Below are 18610 nucleotides of genomic sequence, written 5' to 3'. Positions count from 1 at the left end.
CAACCCATTCCAGACTTGACCCAGGGTTAGCGCCCGAGGCTAGCAGTTGGGGATGTTGACCGCCAACCCGCCGAGCGAGGTTTCCTTGTACTTCTCGTGCATGTCATGACCTGTCTGACGCATGGTTTCGATGCAGGCGTCCAGGGGTACGAAATGCTGCCCGTCGCCTCGCAACGCCAGCGATGCCGCTGAGACCGCCTTGATCGCAGCCAACCCGTTGCGCTCGATACAAGGCACTTGCACCAGCCCTTTGACTGGATCGCAGGTCATGCCCAGATGATGCTCCAGCGCGATCTCGGCTGCGTTCTCCACTTGCTGGGGGGTGCCACCCATCACTGCGCACAGACCGGCTGCGGCCATGGCGGCTGCGCTGCCCACCTCGGCCTGACAGCCAGCTTCGGCGCCCGAGATCGAGGCGTTGAACTTGACCAGCCCTCCGATGGCGGCCGCGGTCAGAAGAAAGTCTTCGATGTGGGTCTCGGATGCGCCAGTGCACGTGGTCAAGGTAATAGCGGATCACAGCGGGCAGTGTTCCCGCCGCGCCATTGGTGGGGGCGGTAACGACCTGACCACCGGCGGCGTTTTCCTCGTTTACTGCCATCGCATAGACGCTCATCCAGTCATTGATGGTGTGCGGCGCGTTCAGGTTCATGCCCCGCTCGGCTTGCAGCGCATCGTGGATGCCCTTGGCGCGGCGGCGCACGTTCAGGCCGCCGGGCAGGATGCCATCAGTGACCAGACCACGCTCGATGCAGCCGTTCATCACTTCCCAGATGCGGGCCGTGCCGTTGGCAAAGCTCACGGCACAACCGCGGGATATCTCGTTCTCGCGTTTCATCTCGGCAATCGACTTGCCGCTGGCATTGGCCATCTCGAGCATCTCGGCGGCAGATTTGAACGGGTAGGGGACCGGGTCGCCCTCGTCCGTGGCCTTGCCCTCGGCCAATTCCTCTTCGGTCAGGACAAAGCCGCCACCGATCGAGTAGTAAACCTGCCGCAGGATCACGTCGCCTTGGGCATCCGTGGCCATCAGGACCATGCCATTGGCGTGGCCGGGCAGGTTCTGGTCGTAGTCAAAGATCAGATCGGCCTTGGGGTCAAACTTCAGTTCGGGCAGGCCTTCAGGGGACACGGTGTGTGTCTTGGCAATCGCAGCCAGCGTGGCCTCGGCCTTGTCGTTGTCATAGGTGTCGGGGAGGAAACCTGCGAGGCCTAGGATGGTTGCACGATCAGTCGCGTGACCTACGCCAGTGAAGGCCAATGAACCATGAAGCGAACCCTTGAGACCATGAAACTCGAACGGCGAGGCGCGCATCAGGTCCAGAAACCGCGCAGCGGCGACCATCGGACCCATGGTGTGAGACGAAGACGGGCCGACGCCCACTTTGAACATATCGAAGACAGAGAGAAACATCGTTAGAGAGCTGAGCCTTCTGGAGGATTGGCATAGGTGGGTGAGGTGAACGGTGTTGCGCCCAATCCCTCGGCCTGAACGGCGGTGCGGGTGGCGGGGCGGGTTTCCAGTGTTTGCAGGATCCGTTGCAAATAGGGCGTGTCGCTGATGTTGTACCAACTGCGATCGCTGCCCGCCGGATAGAGTGCCATCCAGCGCATCATGCAGGCGGCATAGTAAGTCATCACCGATGGAGTGTCAGCGCTGAACCAGGACGGTGCTTCCTTGGCGAGGGCATCCAGCAGACCAAGGTGCTGTCGCAGACGCGGGCGAATGCCTGTCCGCAGGGTCTCGGCCTCGGACGCGGCGATGTATTTTTCGGCGTAGAACAGAATGCGCAGATCCGCATGCAGCGTGTTCGAGGCAAAAAACAGCCACTTGAGAAAGGCGCCGCGCTCAGCATCTTCGGGCCCAAGCTGGTCATATGTCTCGACCAGCCACAACAGTATTGCAGCGGTTTCAAAAAGCGGCCCCTGCGGCGTCTCAAGCACCGGGATCAACCCATTCGGGTTAAGCGCGCGATAGGCGGCGCTGTCTTGTTCGCGCATCCCACGATCCACCAGTACCGTTTCAAACGGCACGTCCATCTCAAGCAACGACAGCCGGATAACCAGCGAGGCGTTGTCGGGGGCATAGTGAAGGCGCAGGTCCTGTGTCATGCTATCGTCCTACAGATCGGCAAGCCCCTAGGTGGGTTCGATTGCGACGTTTCCAATCGGAAACGCGCAATGTTGCCCCAGAGATTAAGGTTTCTGAGCGACGCAGATAAAGTGACTGAGGCTGAAAAAGAACTGACCGTCGCTTAGCCAGATCATATTGCTCTTGTGCCCAGTCCCCAGCTTCGCTTTCACTCACCGCGCCGGATTGCAACGCATAGGCCTGGATCAGTTTCAGCCCCATCATGGCGATGCCATCCGATCTGAGCTGCGTGTCACAAAAGGAGATCTGGCGCGTGTGATCAAAAGCGAACCCTGCCGTTCGCATCATGTGCGGAAGCTTGGCGGGCGTTTCGCGGTCGACCAAGTGATCGTCCCAGATCGATAGGATCTTTTGCATTCGATCCCGGTCACGACTGTACCACGCCAACGTATCCCAATGTGTTCCCCCGATGACCAAACGTCCGCCAGGTTTGAGTACGCGATAAATTTCGGCAAGGGCCGCTGAGATGTCGTCAACGTATTCGAAGACTTGAACCGAGACGGCCCCATCAAAGCTTTGTTCCTCGAACGGCATGTTGTGCGCTGTGGTTTCAACGAACGAGACATTTGATTGCGTGTCGCAATGTGCCTTGGCCGAGTTCAACATGCTGCCACTTGGGTCGATGCCGGTAACACGGCCATCAGGCCCGACGGACCGCGACAGTTCAGAGGTCATCAACCCGTTGCCGCATCCAATGTCGAGGATCCGCTCTCCAGGGCCTGGGGCCAGCGATGCAAGATTTTCCAGCCGTCTGATTGTGATATCCCGGCCTCGGTATGCGTTGTCCAGAACCAGGGTGGTTTCTTCATCAAATTTCAACATCCCAATTCACCATTCATCAAAAGATTAGTTTCTCAACTCACAGCGATCATAGCAGAAGATCGCGCCAGACCTGAGTTCACGTGCCCGCAAATCAACCGTTTCGTCGGCGAGAGGCGAAACTTGTCTGCAAAAGAGCCTCGCGCGGCCCGTGGTTCTGACCTATAACCGGGTGCGGAACACAAGGGGGAAGAGCTGCCATGACCGGAGAATTGTCGCCCATCGACAAGGCCAAATTCGTGGCTGCCAAACGGGCGGCCGATTTTGTCGAGGACGGGATGCGCGTTGGTTTGGGAACCGGCTCGACCGCCGCCTGGTTGGTACGCTGTCTGGGTGAGATGGTTCGCGACGAGGGGCTCAAGATCAAGGGCGTGCCCACCTCGACCCGCACCGCGGAACTAGCCCGCGATGTGGGGATAGACGTCATCAGTCTGGACGAGGCGCGCTGGCTCGACATCACGATTGATGGCGCGGATGAGTTTGACGGCGACCTGAATCTGATCAAGGGCGGTGGCGGCGCCCTGTTGCAAGAGAAGATTGTGGCGACCGCTTCGGATCAAATGGTCGTGATTGCAGACATTGGCAAAGAGGTGGAAACCCTTGGTAACTTTCCGCTGCCAGTCGAAGTGATCCCCTTTGGCTGGCAGACGACGCAGGCGCTGATCGAGGAAACACTGATCTCGATGGATGTGCTAGGCCGGTCTGCGACCTTGCGGATGAACGGAGACACGCCTTTTATCACCGACGAAGGCAACCATATCCTGGACTTGCACCTCAACCGGATCGGTAATGCGCGGCAATTGGCGCTGGTGATAAACCAGATGCCGGGCGTGGTGGAAAACGGGCTGTTCATCGACATTTGCGACACGGTAGTCATCGGCTATGGCGATGGACGGGTCGAGCTGCGCGACATCAATCAGGGTACGGTGGAACACGATCGTTTGGACTTTGTCGAAAGCGATAACCTTTTCACGGATCTGGCGGATTGATCTCCAAGGACGCCCCTTACATTCCAACCACGGCAACATATCTGATCGGTGCGCTGTTTAAGCGACAATCAGGCGCTACGGGCTGGACAGCAGCCCTCGATAAGGTACACCCCTTCTGAGCCGCGCACGCGGTACAGGCAGACAGATGAGGCAGAAACTCATGAGCTTTGACTATGATCTCTTCGTGATTGGCGGCGGTTCGGGCGGTGTACGTGCTGCGCGCGTGGCCGCGGGTGACACCGGTGCCAAAGTGGCGCTGGCCGAAGAGGACCGCTATGGCGGCACCTGCGTGATCCGGGGCTGTGTGCCAAAGAAACTGATGGTTTTTGCCAGCGAATACTCCGGCATGGTCGAGGATGCACAAAGCTATGGCTGGAACATTCAGCCGGGCGCCTTCAACTGGGACGCGTTCAAGGGCAAGCTGCATGCCGAGCTGGACCGCCTCGAAGGCATCTATCGCAACATTCTGAAGAACAACGGCGTCGAAAGCTTTGATCTGCGCGCCACCGTGGTTGATCCGCATACGGTTGAACTGGCCGACGGCACTCGCAAAACCGCCAAGCATATCCTGGTTGCAACCGGCGGCTGGCCGACGGTGCCCGAGTTCCCGGGTTCCGAGTTGGCGATCACTTCGAACGAGATTTTCCATCTGGATGAGTTGCCCAAGAAGATGCTGATCGTCGGAGGCGGCTATATCGCATGCGAATTCGCGGGCATCATGAACGGTCTGGGCGTTGAGGTGACGCAATACTATCGCGGGGCGCAGATCCTGCGCGGCTTTGATGACGAAGCACGCGGTCTGGTCAGTGAAGAGATGTGCCAGAACGGCATCAACCTGCATCTGGGCACCAACGTGCTCGAGATGAGCAAAGAGGGCGAGCAGATCCGGGTCAAGGCGACCAATGGCGACGAAAACCTGTTCGATCAAGTGATGTACGCCACCGGCCGCAACCCGAACTCCACCGGTCTGGGCCTTGAGGCGCTGGGCGTCGAACTGGGCCGCAAGGGCGAGGTCAAGGTGGACCAGTACAGCCAAACAGCGGTTCCGTCGATCTTTGCCATCGGCGATGTCACCGATCGGGTGAACCTGACACCGGTTGCGATCCGCGAAGGCATGGCCTTTGTAGAAACGGTGTTCAAAGGCAACCCGACTTCGCCCGATCACGACCTGATCCCGACGGCGATCTTTACACAACCCGAAATGGGCACGGTGGGATTGAGCGAAGAAGAAGCGGCCGAACAGGAGCCGATCGAGGTCTATGCGACCTCGTTCAAGCCGATGCAGCAGAGCTTTGCGGGTCGTTCGGCGCGGGTTCTGATGAAGTTGATCGTGTCCAAGGCCACCCGCAAGGTGTTGGGTTGTCACATCGTGGCACCCGGCGCAGGCGAGATGATCCAGCTGGCCGGCATCGCGGTCAAAATGGGCGCGACCAAAGAAGATTTCGACCGGACCGTGGCGGTGCATCCGACCATGTCCGAAGAACTGGTCACAATGAAGCAGCCTGTGCGCAGCGCTTGATTTGCAAGCCGGAACACACAGGTTTAGGTTGACGCCGCATACTGCGGTCTGACGAAGGGATAACAACATATGGCGGGCAATAACGGTGGCCCCCGGGGGGCGGAGGCTCTTCTGGTGGTGGCGGTAACCGGGGCAACAACGGGAACGGGCAGCGCCCGCCCGAGGGTGACAAACCCCAGATCCCCGAAATCGATGACCTGATGAAAAAGGGTCAGGAACAGCTGCGCGTGCTGATGGGTGGTCGTGGCGACAACCGCGGCGGCGGCGGCGGTTCTGGACAAGGTGGGGGCGGCGGTCCGCTGTTCACCCGTGGTACCATAGGCTTGGGTCTTGTTGCGGCTGCGGTTCTGTGGGGCTTTGCCAGCATCTACACCGTCAAGCCCGAAGAACAATCCGTTGAACTGTTTCTGGGCAAGTTCTCGGCCATTGGCGAGCCGGGTCTGAACTTTGCGCCCTGGCCGCTGGTTACAGCCGAGGTTATCCCGGTTACCCGCGAACAGACCGAAGACATGGGCGGTGCACGTGGTGGCAACGATGGCCTGATGCTGACCGGGGACGAAAACGTCGTCGACATCGACTATCAGGTCGTTTGGAACATCAACGATCCGGCTAAGTATCTGTTCAACCTGCGCGACCCGCGTCCGACCATCCGCGCGGTGTCGGAATCAGCGATGCGTGAAATTATCGCTCAGTCTGATCTGGCACCGATCCTGAACAGGGACCGTGGTGTCATTGGTGATCGTCTGCAGGACCTGATCCAGTCGACCCTGGACAGCTACGATTCTGGTGTGAACATCATCCGCGTTAACTTTGACAAGGCCGACCCGCCTCCAACCGTGATCGACGCTTTCCGCGACGTTCAGGCCGCCGCGCAGGAGCGTGACCGTCTGCAAAACGTGGCGGATGCCTATGCCAACCGGGTTCTCGCCGAGGCACGCGGTGAAGCCGCGCAGCTGCTGGAAGAAGCCGAAGGGTATCGTGCTCGTGTGGTCAACGAGGCCGAAGGTGAAGCCAGCCGTTTCTCGGCCGTTCTTGAGGAATACTCCAAGGCTCCTGAAGTGACACGCAAGCGTCTGTATCTGGAAACCATGGAAGAGGTTCTGGGTGACGTGAACAAAATCATCCTTGACCCCAGCACCGGTGGCGAAGGCCAGGGCGTTGTGCCCTATCTGCCGCTCAATGAACTGCAGCGCAAATCCAACGAGGGGTCGAACTGATGCGGAAAACAACTTTTGTTCTGCCCGTGATCGTGGTCGCCGTTGTTGTGGCCCTGTCGGCGCTTTTCATCGTGGACGAGCGTGAAAAAGCGCTGGTTCTGCAATTTGGTCGTGTAATCGACGTCAAGGAAGAACCGGGTCTGGCGTTCAAGATCCCGCTGATCCAAGAGGTCGTGCGCTATGACAGCCGCATTCTGTCCATCGACGTACAACCGCTCGAAGTGACGCCGCTGGATGATCGTCGTTTGGTGGTTGATGCCTTTGCCCGCTACCGGATCAGAGACGTCAAACAGTTCCGTCAGGCCGTTGGTGTTGGTGGCTTGGCCACTGCCGAGGATCGTCTGGACAGCATTTTGCGGGCTGAAACCCGCGAAGTGTTGGGCTCGGTCAGCTCCAAGGACATCCTGAGCTCGGACCGTGCCGCGTTGATGCTGCGCATTCGTAATGCGGCAATTGCCGAGGCTATGGCCCTAGGCTTGGAAGTAATCGACGTGCGTTTGAAAGCCACCGATCTGCCTAGCCAGAACCTTGAAGCGACATTCGACAGGATGCGCGCTGAACGGGAACGTGAAGCAACGGACGAGCGGGCCCGTGGTAACGAGGCGGCGCAGCGTGTGCGCGCACAAGCCGACCGGACCGTTGTTGAGCTGGTGTCCGAGGCTAAGCGTGAAGCCGAAGTCACCCGCGGTGAAGCAGACGCGCAGCGGAACGCGATCTTTGCTGAAGCATATGGTCAGGACGCAGAGTTCTTTGAATTCTACCGCTCACTGACGGCTTACGCACGCTCGCTGAAGGGCAGCAACAGCTCGATGGTGATGAGCCCGGATTCCGAGTTCTTCAACTATCTTAAGTCGTCCGACGGCGCGGCGGCGTCTGAATGATGGCAACGATCCTTCTGGCTCTCGGGCTGGTACTGATTGTCGAGGGGCTGGCGTATGCGCTGGCCCCTTCGCTTATTGAACGCATGTTGGAAACGCTGCGCCAAATCCCCGAGGCCGCGCGACGGCAGGTGGGTTTGCTGGCGCTGGTCAGCGGGCTTATTCTGGTCTGGCTGGCGCATCAATTTGGCGTCTAAGGTCACGAGCGGTTGAATTGAGCGCGATCTGACGTTGCGGGGGCGCACTTTCTGACTACATTAGATGCGAATGCAGGCGTCCGGCCAAGCGGGCGCCCGAATGGTTTTGTTCCAAGGAGGCTTCCAGTGCAGTCAAAAGCACGTGCAATTTCTATCACAAAGGACCGTGACACATGGATGTCGCAGGCGCGCCTGATGTGGCTAGTGGCCCTGTCGACGCTGTTCGTGCTGGCGCAGGTCCTTGTGGCCCAAGCCCGTCCCGAGAGCCTCGCACCGCTGGCAGGCCGAATTAGTACTGCAGTGGTGAATATCACCACTTCGACACTTGTCGAAGGGCGGACCGGGCCGCAAGGGATCGTACCCGAAGGCTCTCCCTTCGAGGATTTCTTTCGCGAATTCCAGGATCGCAACAACAATGGCGACGGCAATCGCCCGCGCCGCAGTTCTGCCTTGGGGTCGGGGTTCGTGATCTCCGAAGATGGGTTCATCGTCACCAACAACCACGTGATTGCCGAAGCAGATGAAATTCTGATTGAGTTCTTTCCGGGTGATGGCCAACCAGCCAAGGAACTCGTAGCCAAGGTGATTGGTACTGACGAAAAGACGGATATCGCGCTGTTGAAGGTCGAGGCCGATGGCCCACTTAAATTTGTCAAATTTGGCGACAGCGACACAGCCCGTGTGGGTGATTGGGTGATCGCCATGGGCAATCCGTTGGGACAGGGCTTTTCGGTCAGCGCCGGTATCGTTTCGGCGCGTAACCGGGCGCTAAGTGGCTCCTATGACGACTACATCCAGACCGACGCGGCAATCAACCGGGGTAATTCTGGCGGACCGCTGTTCAACATGGATGGTCAGGTGATTGGCGTGAACACCGCTATCCTGTCACCCAACGGCGGATCGATCGGGATTGGTTTTTCGATGGCATCCAATGTGGTGACAAAGGTTGTGGACCAACTCAAGGAATTCGGCGAAACCCGCCGTGGATGGCTGGGTGTGCGTATTCAGGACGTAACCGAAGATGTGGCCGAGGCCATGGGACTTAGCAAGGCAGCAGGTGCTTTGATTACGGATGTGCCGGACGGCCCTGCAAAAGACGCGGGATTGCTTGCCGGAGACGTGATTTTGACCTTTGACGGTGTCGACGTGAAGGACACCCGAGCCTTGGTGCGTCAGGTCGGGGAAACCACTGTCGGCAAGGCTGTGCGCGTTGTGGTTCACCGCGAAGGAAGCACCCAGACGGTGCTGGTGACACTGGGCCGCCGGGAAGATGCCGAACGGGCCGAGAATGGAAGTCCAGAGGATCAGGATGAACCTGACACCTCACAAAAGGACATACTGGGATTGACGTTGGGTGCGTTGACGTCGGATCTGCGCAGCGAATTGGGTTTGGATGATGACGCAACCGGGTTGGTTATCATGGACATTGATGAAACGTCTGAGGCCTTTGAAAAGGGACTTCGCTCCGGGGATCTGATCACCGAAGCGGGCCAGCAAAAAGTCGAAGCTCTGTCCGATTTGGACGATCGCATAGATGAAGCGACCGAAGCGGGTCGTAAGTCTCTGCTTCTGCTGGTGCGCCGGGCCGGGGAGCCTCGGTTCGTGGCCCTGACGCTGGAGGAGTAAGCCAGTTCTGCAAAATACCTGACCCGCAAGTGGTGGGCCAGGAACTGTTCGGATGGCCGCGGGGTATGTACCGCGGCCATTTCGTTGGGCGGAAGCGGATGAGCGGACCGGACAAAAAGTTTGCGCAGAACCGTGATGTCTGGATATGGCAAAGAGCCGCCACGCCGAAAGAAAAAGCCATGCACCTGGGTGCATGGCTGTGGTGTGGTGCGGAGACAACTTGGGACTGAACTTTGGTAAGGTTCGTTGGCCCCCCGACTGTTACCAAGGCCAGAATTTCATAGTTCGATGTTTGTGTCTGTGATCCATGTCACAAGCGTGCAGAGCCATGTGAATTTTATATCTGATCCGGGTCTGCGAGGTCTCTAAGAGTCTCAAAATCGCGTATGATCAATGCGCCACGAGTTGCATCCAGAACACCCAGCCGTTTCCACCCTGATATGGTCTTGGAAATCGCTTCTCGTGTCGCGCCGACGTACTCTGCAAGCTCTGCCTGGGAAAGATTGATCGTCGAGTCACAATTCCCACCAACCGTTGCCAGATGGAGCAACTTGCGCGCCAGTCTGGTCGGGACGGCAAGAAAGACTTGCTCATTGAGTTGCTGGCCCATCCACCGCATACGTTTTCCCGCAAGCCTGATCAGGTCACCCGCCAATTCAGGGTGCTGTTGAACTTGTTCAAGAACGTCAGCGCTGCGAATACTCAAAACTCGAGATGGTTCAGCCGCAGTCACGGTTGCGGTCCGTGGACCGGGATCGAACAAGGCAATCTCGCCGAAAATCGCACCAGGCCCCATCAGGTCCAGAGACAACTTGCGACCATTCAAAGACAGGATCGAAAACTCGAGGGTTCCATCAACTATCGCATAGAGCGCATCCCCGGTCGTACCCTGCTCGAACAGGATGTCGCCACGGCCGAGGCTGACTTCGGTGGCCTGCGATGACAGCATGGCCTTTAGGCGATCTGATACTTCGACCAGAAAACCGGTTTCCGGTAATGACGTCATGCAGGCCTCCTATGCTCAAGGTCTAGGAGGAGTGGCGCGGTAATGCAATGATATTGCATTCACATTTGGTATAGCTGCAAGGACCGGTGACTGCGCTCCCTGCATCTGGCAGATTTCCGAACAGCAACAAATCTATGCTCTCACGCATGCCCGGTGCCTGTCGGCAACGTTCCTGGTCAGGCTTCTTCGTCTTTGTCTGGTTCGATCAGATACTGCTGCAACAAACTGAATTGCATCATTAGAAATGCCATAAGCGCAATGGGAAACCCAAAGGTTTCGATCTTGACCCAAAGGTCAGTCGACATGGTGCGCCACACAAATTCATTCGCGATAGCCAGAATGGCAAAGGCTGCACATAAACGGCGTGTCAGGATCATCCATCCTTCATCACGCATGGGCAGCATCTCATTCAGGATAAATGCCAGGTAGCTGCGCCCTTGTAAAAGGCCGATGCCGAGGATCACGCAGAAACAGCCATAGACCAGCGTTGTCTTCATCTTGAAGAACCGCTCATCATTGAACCAGGCAGTAAGACCACCGAAAAAGATGACCATGAAAGCGGTGAAAATCTGCATCCTGCTGAGCTTGCCAGTCAGATACCACAGCACTCCCATGGCTGCGAGAAGGATGGGAACAAACACAATCGTGGCAACGATAAAGCCGGAATAGTCGACACCACCAAGCGTGTAGCTATTGTCCCGTATACGAAGGTAGATCAGAAAGAAGGCCACAGTAGGCCCAAGCTCCAGCACCTGTTTCAGTATTGGGTTGATTTCGATTTTTTCGGCCATGCCAGGTAATCCGTTCTCTATCCGCCCATCTCAACTATCACGGCACCGAGCGCAATCAACGCCATAAGTGCAATACGGCGTGGTCCGACGGTTTCTTTCAGAACCAACCAACCGATCAGAGCCGCGAAGACCGTGGATGTTTCGCGCAGTACTGCAGCCTCTCCTACCTTGTCCAGACGAGTGGCCAGCATCACGGAACCAAAGGAAAAGAAGGCAATGAAACCGCCGATCACACCACGTAACATGAGTGGGCCTGGTGCCGGGCGGTCAGGCATCCCGCGCCACCGAAGGAAGGCCACAAATGGCAGGGTCGCTCCGTCAATCATGAAAAACCACGCGAGGAAGGTAAACGGATCTGCTGTCGCGCGAATGCCATAGGCGTCATAGGTTGTATAAAGCGCCACAAATAGCCCGGTACAGAAGGCAAGACCCAATGCGACGTTCAGAGTGTCCCGGTTGGTTTCCAGATTGCGCAAATTGTAGAGTGCAAGGCCAAAAATTCCGGACAACAGAACTGCGACCCCCAGCCACTGTGAGACCGTGAAGGCTTCGCCAAACAGCAAATACGCCCCAACTACAGTGAACAACGGTCCGGTACCGCGCACAACGGGGTAGACAACGGTATAGGCCCCGCGGGTATAGGCCATGGCCTGCAGGACCTTGTAAGCAACATGGATGGCCCAGGCCGTGCCAAAGATCACCCACATATGCGGTTCTGGCCAGGGCACGACAAAAAGCGCAAATGGCATGGCCATCAGACAATAAGAAAAGTCGATGGCCCCGCGCGTCAGCCACGGGTCGTGTCGGCCCTTCTGTAATGCGCCGAATACTGCGTGCAGAAAGGCGGCAAGCAACGCCAGTGCCAGAGCCATCTGATGACCGGCTTCGGTGCCTTCCAGAGAAATCAGCCAGTCGCTCAATTTGATGGGTCTTTCCCGGTTGAGAGGCAGGGGGGCGTCTGCACCCGAACCCCCGAGAGAATTTCAGCCAAAAGGATGTGGGTTCAATCGCTGCCGAGTCCGGTCAAGGCCTTGGCGAAATCTTGTGGATCAAAGGGGGCAAGATCATCGATCTGTTCGCCCACTCCGATGGCGTGGATCGGCAGACCAAATTTGTCTGCCAGCGCCACCAGCACGCCACCCTTTGCAGTGCCGTCGAGCTTGGTCATCACCAGCCCCGAAACATCCGAGATGTTGCGGAACACCTCGACCTGGTTGAGCGCGTTCTGGCCGGTGGTGGCGTCCAGTACCAACAGGGTGTTATGGGGTGCGGTTTCGTCTTTCTTGCGGATCACGCGCACGATCTTGGCAAGTTCTTCCATCAGGTCTGCGCGGTTTTGCAGACGCCCTGCAGTATCGATCATCAGCAGGTCGGCGCCGTCCTCTTGCGCGCGGGTCATGGCGTCAAAAGCAAGGCTGGCAGGATCGGATCCCTCGGGCGCGGTTAGAACGGGCACACCCGCACGCTCGCCCCAAACCTGCAATTGCTCCACGGCCGCGGCGCGGAACGTGTCACCAGCGGCGATTACCACCTTTTTGCCAGCGGATTTAAACTGGCTTGCCAGTTTGCCGATCGTTGTAGTTTTGCCCGAGCCGTTGACGCCTACGACCAGAACCACTTGTGGGCGTTTGGAATAAAGCGGCAAGGGTTTGGCTACGGGCTCCATCACCCGCGTGACTTCATCCGCCAGCATTTGTTTGATTTCGTCTGTCGAGAGCTTTTTGCCAAAGCGCCCCTCGGCCATGTTCGAAGTCACTCGCAGAGCAGTGTCGACGCCCATGTCCGAGGCGATCAGCAATTCCTCAAGCTGTTCAATCATGTCATCGTCAAGAACGCGGCGGGTGACAGTGCGCGTCTCGTCACGTGTGAACAGTCGGCCCAGCAGCCCTTTTGATTGCGGAGTGGAGGCAGGCTGAGGTTGTGGATCTAGCGGCGCTGCAGGCGTTGGAATCGGCTCGACTACAGGTTCTGGCAGTTCTTCGGCGACCGGTGGTTGCGAAGTCGCGGGCTCAGGGTCTGCGGCGGGCTCTTCAATGGTAGGAACGGGCTGCGAGCTGTCTTGCTGCGGCTCGGTGTTCAGGGTTTCTTCTTCACCGCCGTCCTCGATAATTGCATCCAAACCCTGTTCGAGCTTGGAAGAGGATTTGAACAAACGGTCTTTGAGCTTTGAAAAAAACGCCATCGTGATCTCCGCGCAGTGCTGTACTCACCTAATGCGTATTCAGGCCAGTTGCAAAGGGTCACACGAAGGCAAAGACGAACCCGGCCTGCGCGCCCCAGTAGAGTACCCAAATCGCATAGGGCGTCAGGTGGAGCGCGGGATGGTCAGAGCGCAGAAGAAACTTCTCGGTTGCAAGGATAAGGTCCGATGCGACAAAGGCCGCTGCCGCAGGGAAGACCCAGATCAGATATCCGGCCTGAGGCAAAGCCAGAGCGGAAATTCCCATGCCGAGAATGATCGGGATATAGGCCAGAACCGGGATGCGCAGAGCCCCGGCTCGAGGCGGTAGTAGGACGGACACTGCGACGCCCAATCCTATCAATACGAACAGAGGGCCAGGGTTCGAACCAATCAACGCCCAATCGCTGCTAGGATGTGTCAGAAACAACGCAACATAGGCAAGATGACCGGCGGCGAAGGCCCCGATACCTGCCATGAACGTTTGGTCTGTATCACGCGACAAAAGCGCGTCACCGGTTGCGCACAAAGCCAATGCCAAAGAGAGGAGCCAATTGTCGGCCGCACCAGCAATCACCGCAAGAGCTGCGACCGACAGTGTTTTGGTCAACGTGCGTATCGTGCCAACTGAGCGGGTGGTCAGAAAAAGATATGCAATGGCATTTGCCGCGGCAAACAAGAACAGGGCAAAGAGCATAGGCGTCTCGATTTCTTTCTTTTGGCAAGAAAGCCCGGAAACGTTGCAGGGTACAAGTCCCGGTGATCGACAATTCCAATTGACTGACGCGAAGTTATCGCGCGCTTGGTTGGTGTTGACCGACTTTGTTTCACTTGGCGGTTTTGAAAGGAACGCGGAGCCGTTGCCTGGTGCCATGATTCAGCACGCAGGTGTCTATTCCGCCAGATGTGGCGACGATTGATACAATCTGCAAAACTGGCTTCATGTTTGTCCGATTGATGATTCTAGTCACCCTTTTAGGGATGCCCGCGTGGGCTCAAAGCCCACTGTCCGCTGATGAATTCGATACGTATTCGCAAGGAAAAACCCTTTTCTACGGATCCAATGGCGAAATTTACGGTGTCGAACGCTACATGGCCAATCGGCGTGTGATCTGGTCATTCCTGGATGGCAAGTGCAAAGAGGGCCATTGGTATGAGCGCGACGGGCAAATCTGTTTCATTTACGAGGACAGGTTGGATCCACAGTGTTGGAGCTTTTTGAAAACTCCGAGCGGTCTGGTTGCTCGGTTCGAGGATGATCCTAGCAGCACTGAACTCTATGAGGCCAAAGACATCGGCGAGGAGATGATCTGCTACGGCCCGGAGGTGGGGGTTTAACCTTTGAACCGAACAGCTGGCAGGTCTAGGTCAATGCCAGTGTGTGTTTCTGTGTTTTGGATGCGTGCCCCGAGGCGCTCCTGCACCCGATCGATCTTGACTGCGTCAGCCTCGATAACGGCTTTGGACCGGGGGCCCTGCCTTCGGCTCGGTGTGGTCCAGCGTGTGGCAGTTGCTCAATCTCAGATGTCACCCGCCGTGCGCAGCGCGGCTCGGCCCAACGGGAGGAGGTGTCCCGCAAGGGGCATCGACGACGGGCGGGAGTGTCCCCGCTCTTTGTATTCTAACTGACGCGCAGCGGGTCGTATGACACTATGACGTGTTCTTGGTAAGCCGGACGTTGGCACAGGTCGCTGTAATACCGGTGCAGATTCGTAAAGTCAGCGCGCTCAATATCTATATCGTAGTAGCGATAGAGGACATGGCCCAGCTGAATGTCGGCCAGTGTAAGATCTGGACCTGTCAAAAAAGGTGTCTGTGCCAGTTGCCTGTCTGCAATCCTCAGCTTTTGCTCAAGCAATCGAACTGCTGTCCGAACTGCGTTGACGTCCTGATCTTGCGGTGCGGTTCTCACCACGCGCCAAAACACTGGAACAGTGAACTCCATCGCAATATTGATCTTGGCCCATTCGGCCCATTTGTCGACCTGCGCACGTGTGACCAGATCTACCGGCCAAAAGCTGTCGTCGCCATAGGTCGCCGCCAGGTATCGCACGATCGCGCCGGTTTCCCAGATTGGCGCGCCGTCCCCGTCCCGTAGCACGGGAACCGTGCGGTTGGGATTGAGCGCACCAAAGGCATCTGTATCCAGACCCCCGTGGACGTGGCCTGCGTCGTGGCGAGTGTAGCGCAGACCCAGTTCTCCGACGCACCACAAAAGGGCCTGCACATTCGACGAAGTCTTGCGGCCCCAGATCGTCAGCATCTCAGAACAAGGACCCTTGGTTGGGCGGCGTTGGCTTGGCCTTTTTAGGCGTGGGCTTGGTGGAGGGTTGAGCATCGCCGGACCCTGTCGTCACGCGCCCATCGTGGAATTGGATTTCCAGCGTTGCCGCCTGTTCGGCCTGCGCCTTCGATGTGACCAACTCTTTGCCAGACCGCACAACAGCAAAACCACGCTCCAGCGTCGCCTCATAGCCCAGCGACATGAGCATTCTTTCGTTGTGCTCCAACTGCGCAGCAAGCCGTTCCATCTGTGTCTTGCCGACAGCGGACAAGCGTTGTGTCAGGGTGGAAAAGTCAGATCGTTTGCGCAACACATCCTGCGCCAGTCGATCCGGGTTGAGACCTCTGGCTTGGCTTTGGAACCGCTCGCGCCGCGCAGTAATCGCGCGGGACAAGGCGGGGGCTGTGCGCTCGCTCAGCCGCGTCAGGTTCTGGCGATCGGTTTGAATACGGCGTTGCAGGGTCGAGGCGCGCAGAGGGGCGGCGATCTCGGACAGGGACAACCGCCGCCGCTGCACGCCTTGTTTCAGGGCGTTGGGCAATTTGTCGGCTGCCATGTCCAACCGTTGGCGTGGGGTGTCGAGCAGTGTTTCTGCGCGCGGCAGCGCCCGGGCCAGATCACGCAGACGTTGCGACCGGCGTTGCACGCCGTCCGTGGTTGCGCGCGACAGCCGCGCGCCTTGCTCTTCGATCCATGTGGTGAGTTCCAGTCGCACAGGCACCGCCAATTCCGCTGCCGCCGTGGGCGTCGGTGCACGGTGGTCCGAGACAAAGTCGATCAAAGTGGTGTCGGTTTCATGTCCAACGGCAGAAATCAGGGGAATGTCACTGGCGGCGGCTGCGCGCGCGACGACCTCTTCGTTGAAGCCCCAGAGGTCTTCGACCGAGCCGCCACCGCGCGCCACAATCAGAAGATCGGGCCGGGGCAGGGCGCCGCCGGGTGTCAATTGGTTGAACCCGTCGATGGCGCGGGCCACTTCGGGCGCACAGTTGGCGCCTTGCACGGCCACAGGCCAGATCAGCACCTTGCGTGGAAAGCGATCCCGCAACCGATGCAGGATGTCACGGATCACAGCACCCGAAGGCGAGGTCACAACACCGATGATCTGCGGCAGATAAGGCAGGGGTTTCTTGCGCTCTGGTGCAAACAGCCCCTCGGCTTCGAGTTGTTTCTTACGTTTCTCCAGCAGCGCCATCAGCGCGCCCTGACCGGCAACCGCAACCTCGTCCACGTTCATGTTATATTTCGACTGCGCGCCAAAGGCTGTGAGTCGCCCGGTCACCACGACCTCGAGCCCTTCTTCGGGAACCACAGACAGGCTACTGACCTGACCTTTCCAGGTGGTACAGGCGAGCACGTTGCGGTCATCCTTGACGTCGTAATACAAGTGACCCGAACGCGCCTTGAATACGCGGCCCACTTCGCCACGCACACGGATCTGTCCAAACGTGCCCTCAAGCGTGCGCTTGACCTCGCCCGACAGCTCGGACACTGAATATTCAGGCGTGTTTTGACCCGGAACAGGGTCGTCGAGGAGGTCGGACATTTCGGCACCTTGTGTGAACGGTCGGGCCAGCTTAGAACGCGCGGCAAGCAAGGCCAAGCAGATCGGAGCGCGTTTCATGAATATCCTTATCCTCGGCAGCGGCGGGCGGGAACACAGCTTGGCGTGGGCCGTGCTGCAGAACCCCAAATGCGACAAGCTGATCGTGGCGCCGGGCAACGCAGGCATCGCGCAGATCGCTGATTGCGCATCCATCGACATCGAAAGTGGTGGCGCGGTAGTCAGCTTTGCCGAAGAGAACGCGATTGATTTCGTCATCGTCGGGCCCGAGGCGCCTTTGGCGGCTGGTGTGGCGGATCGCTTGCGCGAGGCGGGTATTCTGGTGTTTGGCCCCTCGGCGGCAGCCGCGCAGCTCGAAGCATCCAAAAGTTTCACCAAGGAAATCTGCGCTGCAGCCAATGCGCCGACCGCAGGCTACGGTCACTTCACCGATGCTGAGGCTGCCAAAGCCTACATCCGCGAGCAGGGCGCGCCGATTGTGGTCAAAGCCGACGGTCTGGCCGCAGGCAAGGGTGTGATCGTGGCGATGGACGAGCAAACCGCGCTGGACGCCATCGACGACATGTTCGGCGGTGCTTTTGGTGGGGCTGGGGCCGAGGTCGTGATCGAAGAATTCATGGATGGGGAAGAGGCCTCGCTGTTCGTGCTCTGTGACGGCGAGGACATCCTGTCCGTCGGCACCGCTCAGGACCACAAGCGCGTGGGCGAAGGCGACACCGGACTGAACACCGGTGGCATGGGGGCCTATTCCCCGGCACCGGTGCTGAGCACCGAGATCGAGGCGCTGGCGATGGACCAGATCGTGCGCCCGACCATGGCCGAAATGGCCAAGCGCGGCATGCCATTTCAGGGCGTGCTCTATGTCGGGTTGATGATCAAGGACGGCCAACCTCGACTGGTGGAATACAACGTGCGCTTTGGCGACCCGGAATGTCAGGTGCTGATGATGCGCTTGGGCGCGCAGGTGATGGATCTGATGCATGCCGCTGCGCAGGGGCGTCTGGGGCAAGCGCAGGTGAACTGGGGGGATGATCACGCGATCACGGTTGTCATGGCGGCCAACGGCTATCCGGGGTCCTACGAGAAGGGGACCGAGATCAAGGGACTGGACGCGCTGCCCGAAGACAGCTCGAACATGGTGTTCCACGCGGGTACCAAAGCCGAAGGCGGTGCGGTACTGGCGACGGGCGGGCGCGTTCTGAACGTGACGGCGCGGGGGGCTCGCTGCAAGAGGCACGGGACCGGGCTTATGAGATGGTCGAGGCCATCGACTGGCCCGGCGGGTTCTACCGCCGCGACATTGGCTGGCGTGCGCTGTAAGCTACGTCGCTGATGAACCAAGACCGAAGAAAGCCCCTTAGAATGGGGCTTTCTTTCAGGCAGTAGTCC

General features: G+C 58.4%; 15 protein-coding genes and 3 pseudogenes. 8 read left to right on the top strand and 10 right to left on the bottom strand.

From position 1 onward, the window contains the following. Positions 1 to 39: 39 nt before the first annotated feature. The 3 genes and pseudogenes from ACZ1HE_RS16010 to ACZ1HE_RS16000 form a co-directional block, all read right to left on the bottom strand. Positions 40 to 1414: pseudogene (locus ACZ1HE_RS16010) on the bottom strand (L-serine ammonia-lyase). A 2-nt stretch (positions 1415 to 1416) separates the two neighbouring features. Continuing rightward, positions 1417 to 2112 carry a glutathione S-transferase family protein gene (locus ACZ1HE_RS16005; protein WP_472622360.1) on the bottom strand — a complete coding sequence of 232 codons (696 nt, stop codon included), beginning with the start codon at positions 2110 to 2112 and terminating at the stop codon, positions 1417 to 1419. Position 2113: 1 nt separating this feature from the next. Continuing rightward, positions 2114 to 2974 (bottom strand): methyltransferase domain-containing protein, encoded by an 861-nt coding sequence (locus ACZ1HE_RS16000; protein ID WP_472622358.1) that lies wholly within the window; start codon positions 2972 to 2974, stop codon positions 2114 to 2116. A gap of 197 nt (positions 2975 to 3171) precedes the next feature. Between ACZ1HE_RS16000 and rpiA the strand changes: the two genes are divergently transcribed. From rpiA to ACZ1HE_RS15970, 6 genes and pseudogenes are all read left to right on the top strand, one after another. Then, positions 3172 to 3960, top strand: coding sequence for a ribose-5-phosphate isomerase RpiA (rpiA, locus tag ACZ1HE_RS15995; protein ID WP_472622356.1), 789 nt, complete (start codon positions 3172 to 3174; stop codon positions 3958 to 3960). A gap of 160 nt (positions 3961 to 4120) precedes the next feature. Beyond that, positions 4121 to 5479 carry a glutathione-disulfide reductase gene (gene gor, locus ACZ1HE_RS15990; RefSeq protein ID WP_472624507.1) on the top strand — a complete coding sequence of 453 codons (1359 nt, stop codon included), beginning with the start codon at positions 4121 to 4123 and terminating at the stop codon, positions 5477 to 5479. A 69-nt stretch (positions 5480 to 5548) separates the two neighbouring features. After that, positions 5549 to 6696 (top strand): annotated as a pseudogene (hflK, locus tag ACZ1HE_RS15985) (FtsH protease activity modulator HflK). Further along, positions 6696 to 7577 carry a protease modulator HflC gene (hflC, locus tag ACZ1HE_RS15980; RefSeq protein ID WP_472622354.1) on the top strand — a complete coding sequence of 294 codons (882 nt, stop codon included), beginning with the start codon at positions 6696 to 6698 and terminating at the stop codon, positions 7575 to 7577. The pseudogene hflK and the gene hflC overlap by 1 nt, the downstream one beginning before the upstream one ends. Further along, positions 7577 to 7771 carry a DUF2065 domain-containing protein gene (locus ACZ1HE_RS15975; RefSeq protein ID WP_472622352.1) on the top strand — a complete coding sequence of 65 codons (195 nt, stop codon included), beginning with the start codon at positions 7577 to 7579 and terminating at the stop codon, positions 7769 to 7771. Before hflC ends, ACZ1HE_RS15975 begins: the two co-directional genes overlap by 1 nt. Positions 7772 to 7948: 177 nt before the next feature. Then, entirely contained in the window at positions 7949 to 9397 is a 1449-nt protein-coding gene (locus tag ACZ1HE_RS15970; RefSeq protein WP_472624505.1) for a Do family serine endopeptidase, read from the top strand. 337 nt (positions 9398 to 9734) lie between these two features. Here ACZ1HE_RS15970 and ACZ1HE_RS15965 read toward each other — a convergent pair whose 3' ends face one another. The 5 genes from ACZ1HE_RS15965 to ACZ1HE_RS15945 form a co-directional block, all read right to left on the bottom strand. After that, positions 9735 to 10403 (bottom strand): Crp/Fnr family transcriptional regulator, encoded by a 669-nt coding sequence (locus ACZ1HE_RS15965; RefSeq protein ID WP_472622350.1) that lies wholly within the window; start codon positions 10401 to 10403, stop codon positions 9735 to 9737. A gap of 176 nt (positions 10404 to 10579) precedes the next feature. Then, on the bottom strand, positions 10580 to 11194 hold the full coding sequence (locus ACZ1HE_RS15960) for an inner membrane-spanning protein YciB (protein ID WP_472622348.1): 615 nt from the start codon (positions 11192 to 11194) through the stop codon (positions 10580 to 10582). A gap of 17 nt (positions 11195 to 11211) precedes the next feature. Further along, positions 11212 to 12114 carry a DMT family transporter gene (locus ACZ1HE_RS15955; RefSeq protein ID WP_472622346.1) on the bottom strand — a complete coding sequence of 301 codons (903 nt, stop codon included), beginning with the start codon at positions 12112 to 12114 and terminating at the stop codon, positions 11212 to 11214. An 83-nt stretch (positions 12115 to 12197) separates the two neighbouring features. Next, positions 12198 to 13376 (bottom strand): signal recognition particle-docking protein FtsY, encoded by a 1179-nt coding sequence (ftsY, locus tag ACZ1HE_RS15950; protein WP_472622344.1) that lies wholly within the window; start codon positions 13374 to 13376, stop codon positions 12198 to 12200. Between the two features lie 58 nt (positions 13377 to 13434). Continuing rightward, positions 13435 to 14070 carry a lysoplasmalogenase family protein gene (locus ACZ1HE_RS15945; protein ID WP_472622342.1) on the bottom strand — a complete coding sequence of 212 codons (636 nt, stop codon included), beginning with the start codon at positions 14068 to 14070 and terminating at the stop codon, positions 13435 to 13437. Positions 14071 to 14330: 260 nt separating this feature from the next. On the opposite strand from ACZ1HE_RS15945, the gene ACZ1HE_RS15940 reads away from it, so the two are divergent. After that, on the top strand, positions 14331 to 14711 hold the full coding sequence (locus ACZ1HE_RS15940; protein ID WP_472622340.1) for a hypothetical protein: 381 nt from the start codon (positions 14331 to 14333) through the stop codon (positions 14709 to 14711). A gap of 283 nt (positions 14712 to 14994) precedes the next feature. On the opposite strand, the gene ACZ1HE_RS15935 is transcribed toward ACZ1HE_RS15940, so the two are convergent. Next, positions 14995 to 15636: a glutathione S-transferase family protein gene (locus ACZ1HE_RS15935; protein WP_472622338.1), complete on the bottom strand. Its 642-nt coding sequence runs from the start codon at positions 15634 to 15636 to the stop codon at positions 14995 to 14997. Position 15637: 1 nt separating this feature from the next. Continuing rightward, complete coding sequence (gene xseA, locus ACZ1HE_RS15930; protein ID WP_472624503.1) at positions 15638 to 17203, bottom strand: exodeoxyribonuclease VII large subunit; 1566 nt, start codon at positions 17201 to 17203, stop codon at positions 15638 to 15640. Positions 17204 to 17279: 76 nt separating this feature from the next. Between xseA and purD the strand changes: the two are divergent. After that, positions 17280 to 18541 (top strand): annotated as a pseudogene (purD, locus tag ACZ1HE_RS15925) (phosphoribosylamine--glycine ligase). Positions 18542 to 18610 lie beyond the last annotated feature (69 nt).

The organism is Falsiruegeria sp. JB4-1 (assembly GCF_055693495.1).
This window is presented reverse-complemented; position numbering and strand designations above follow the sequence as displayed.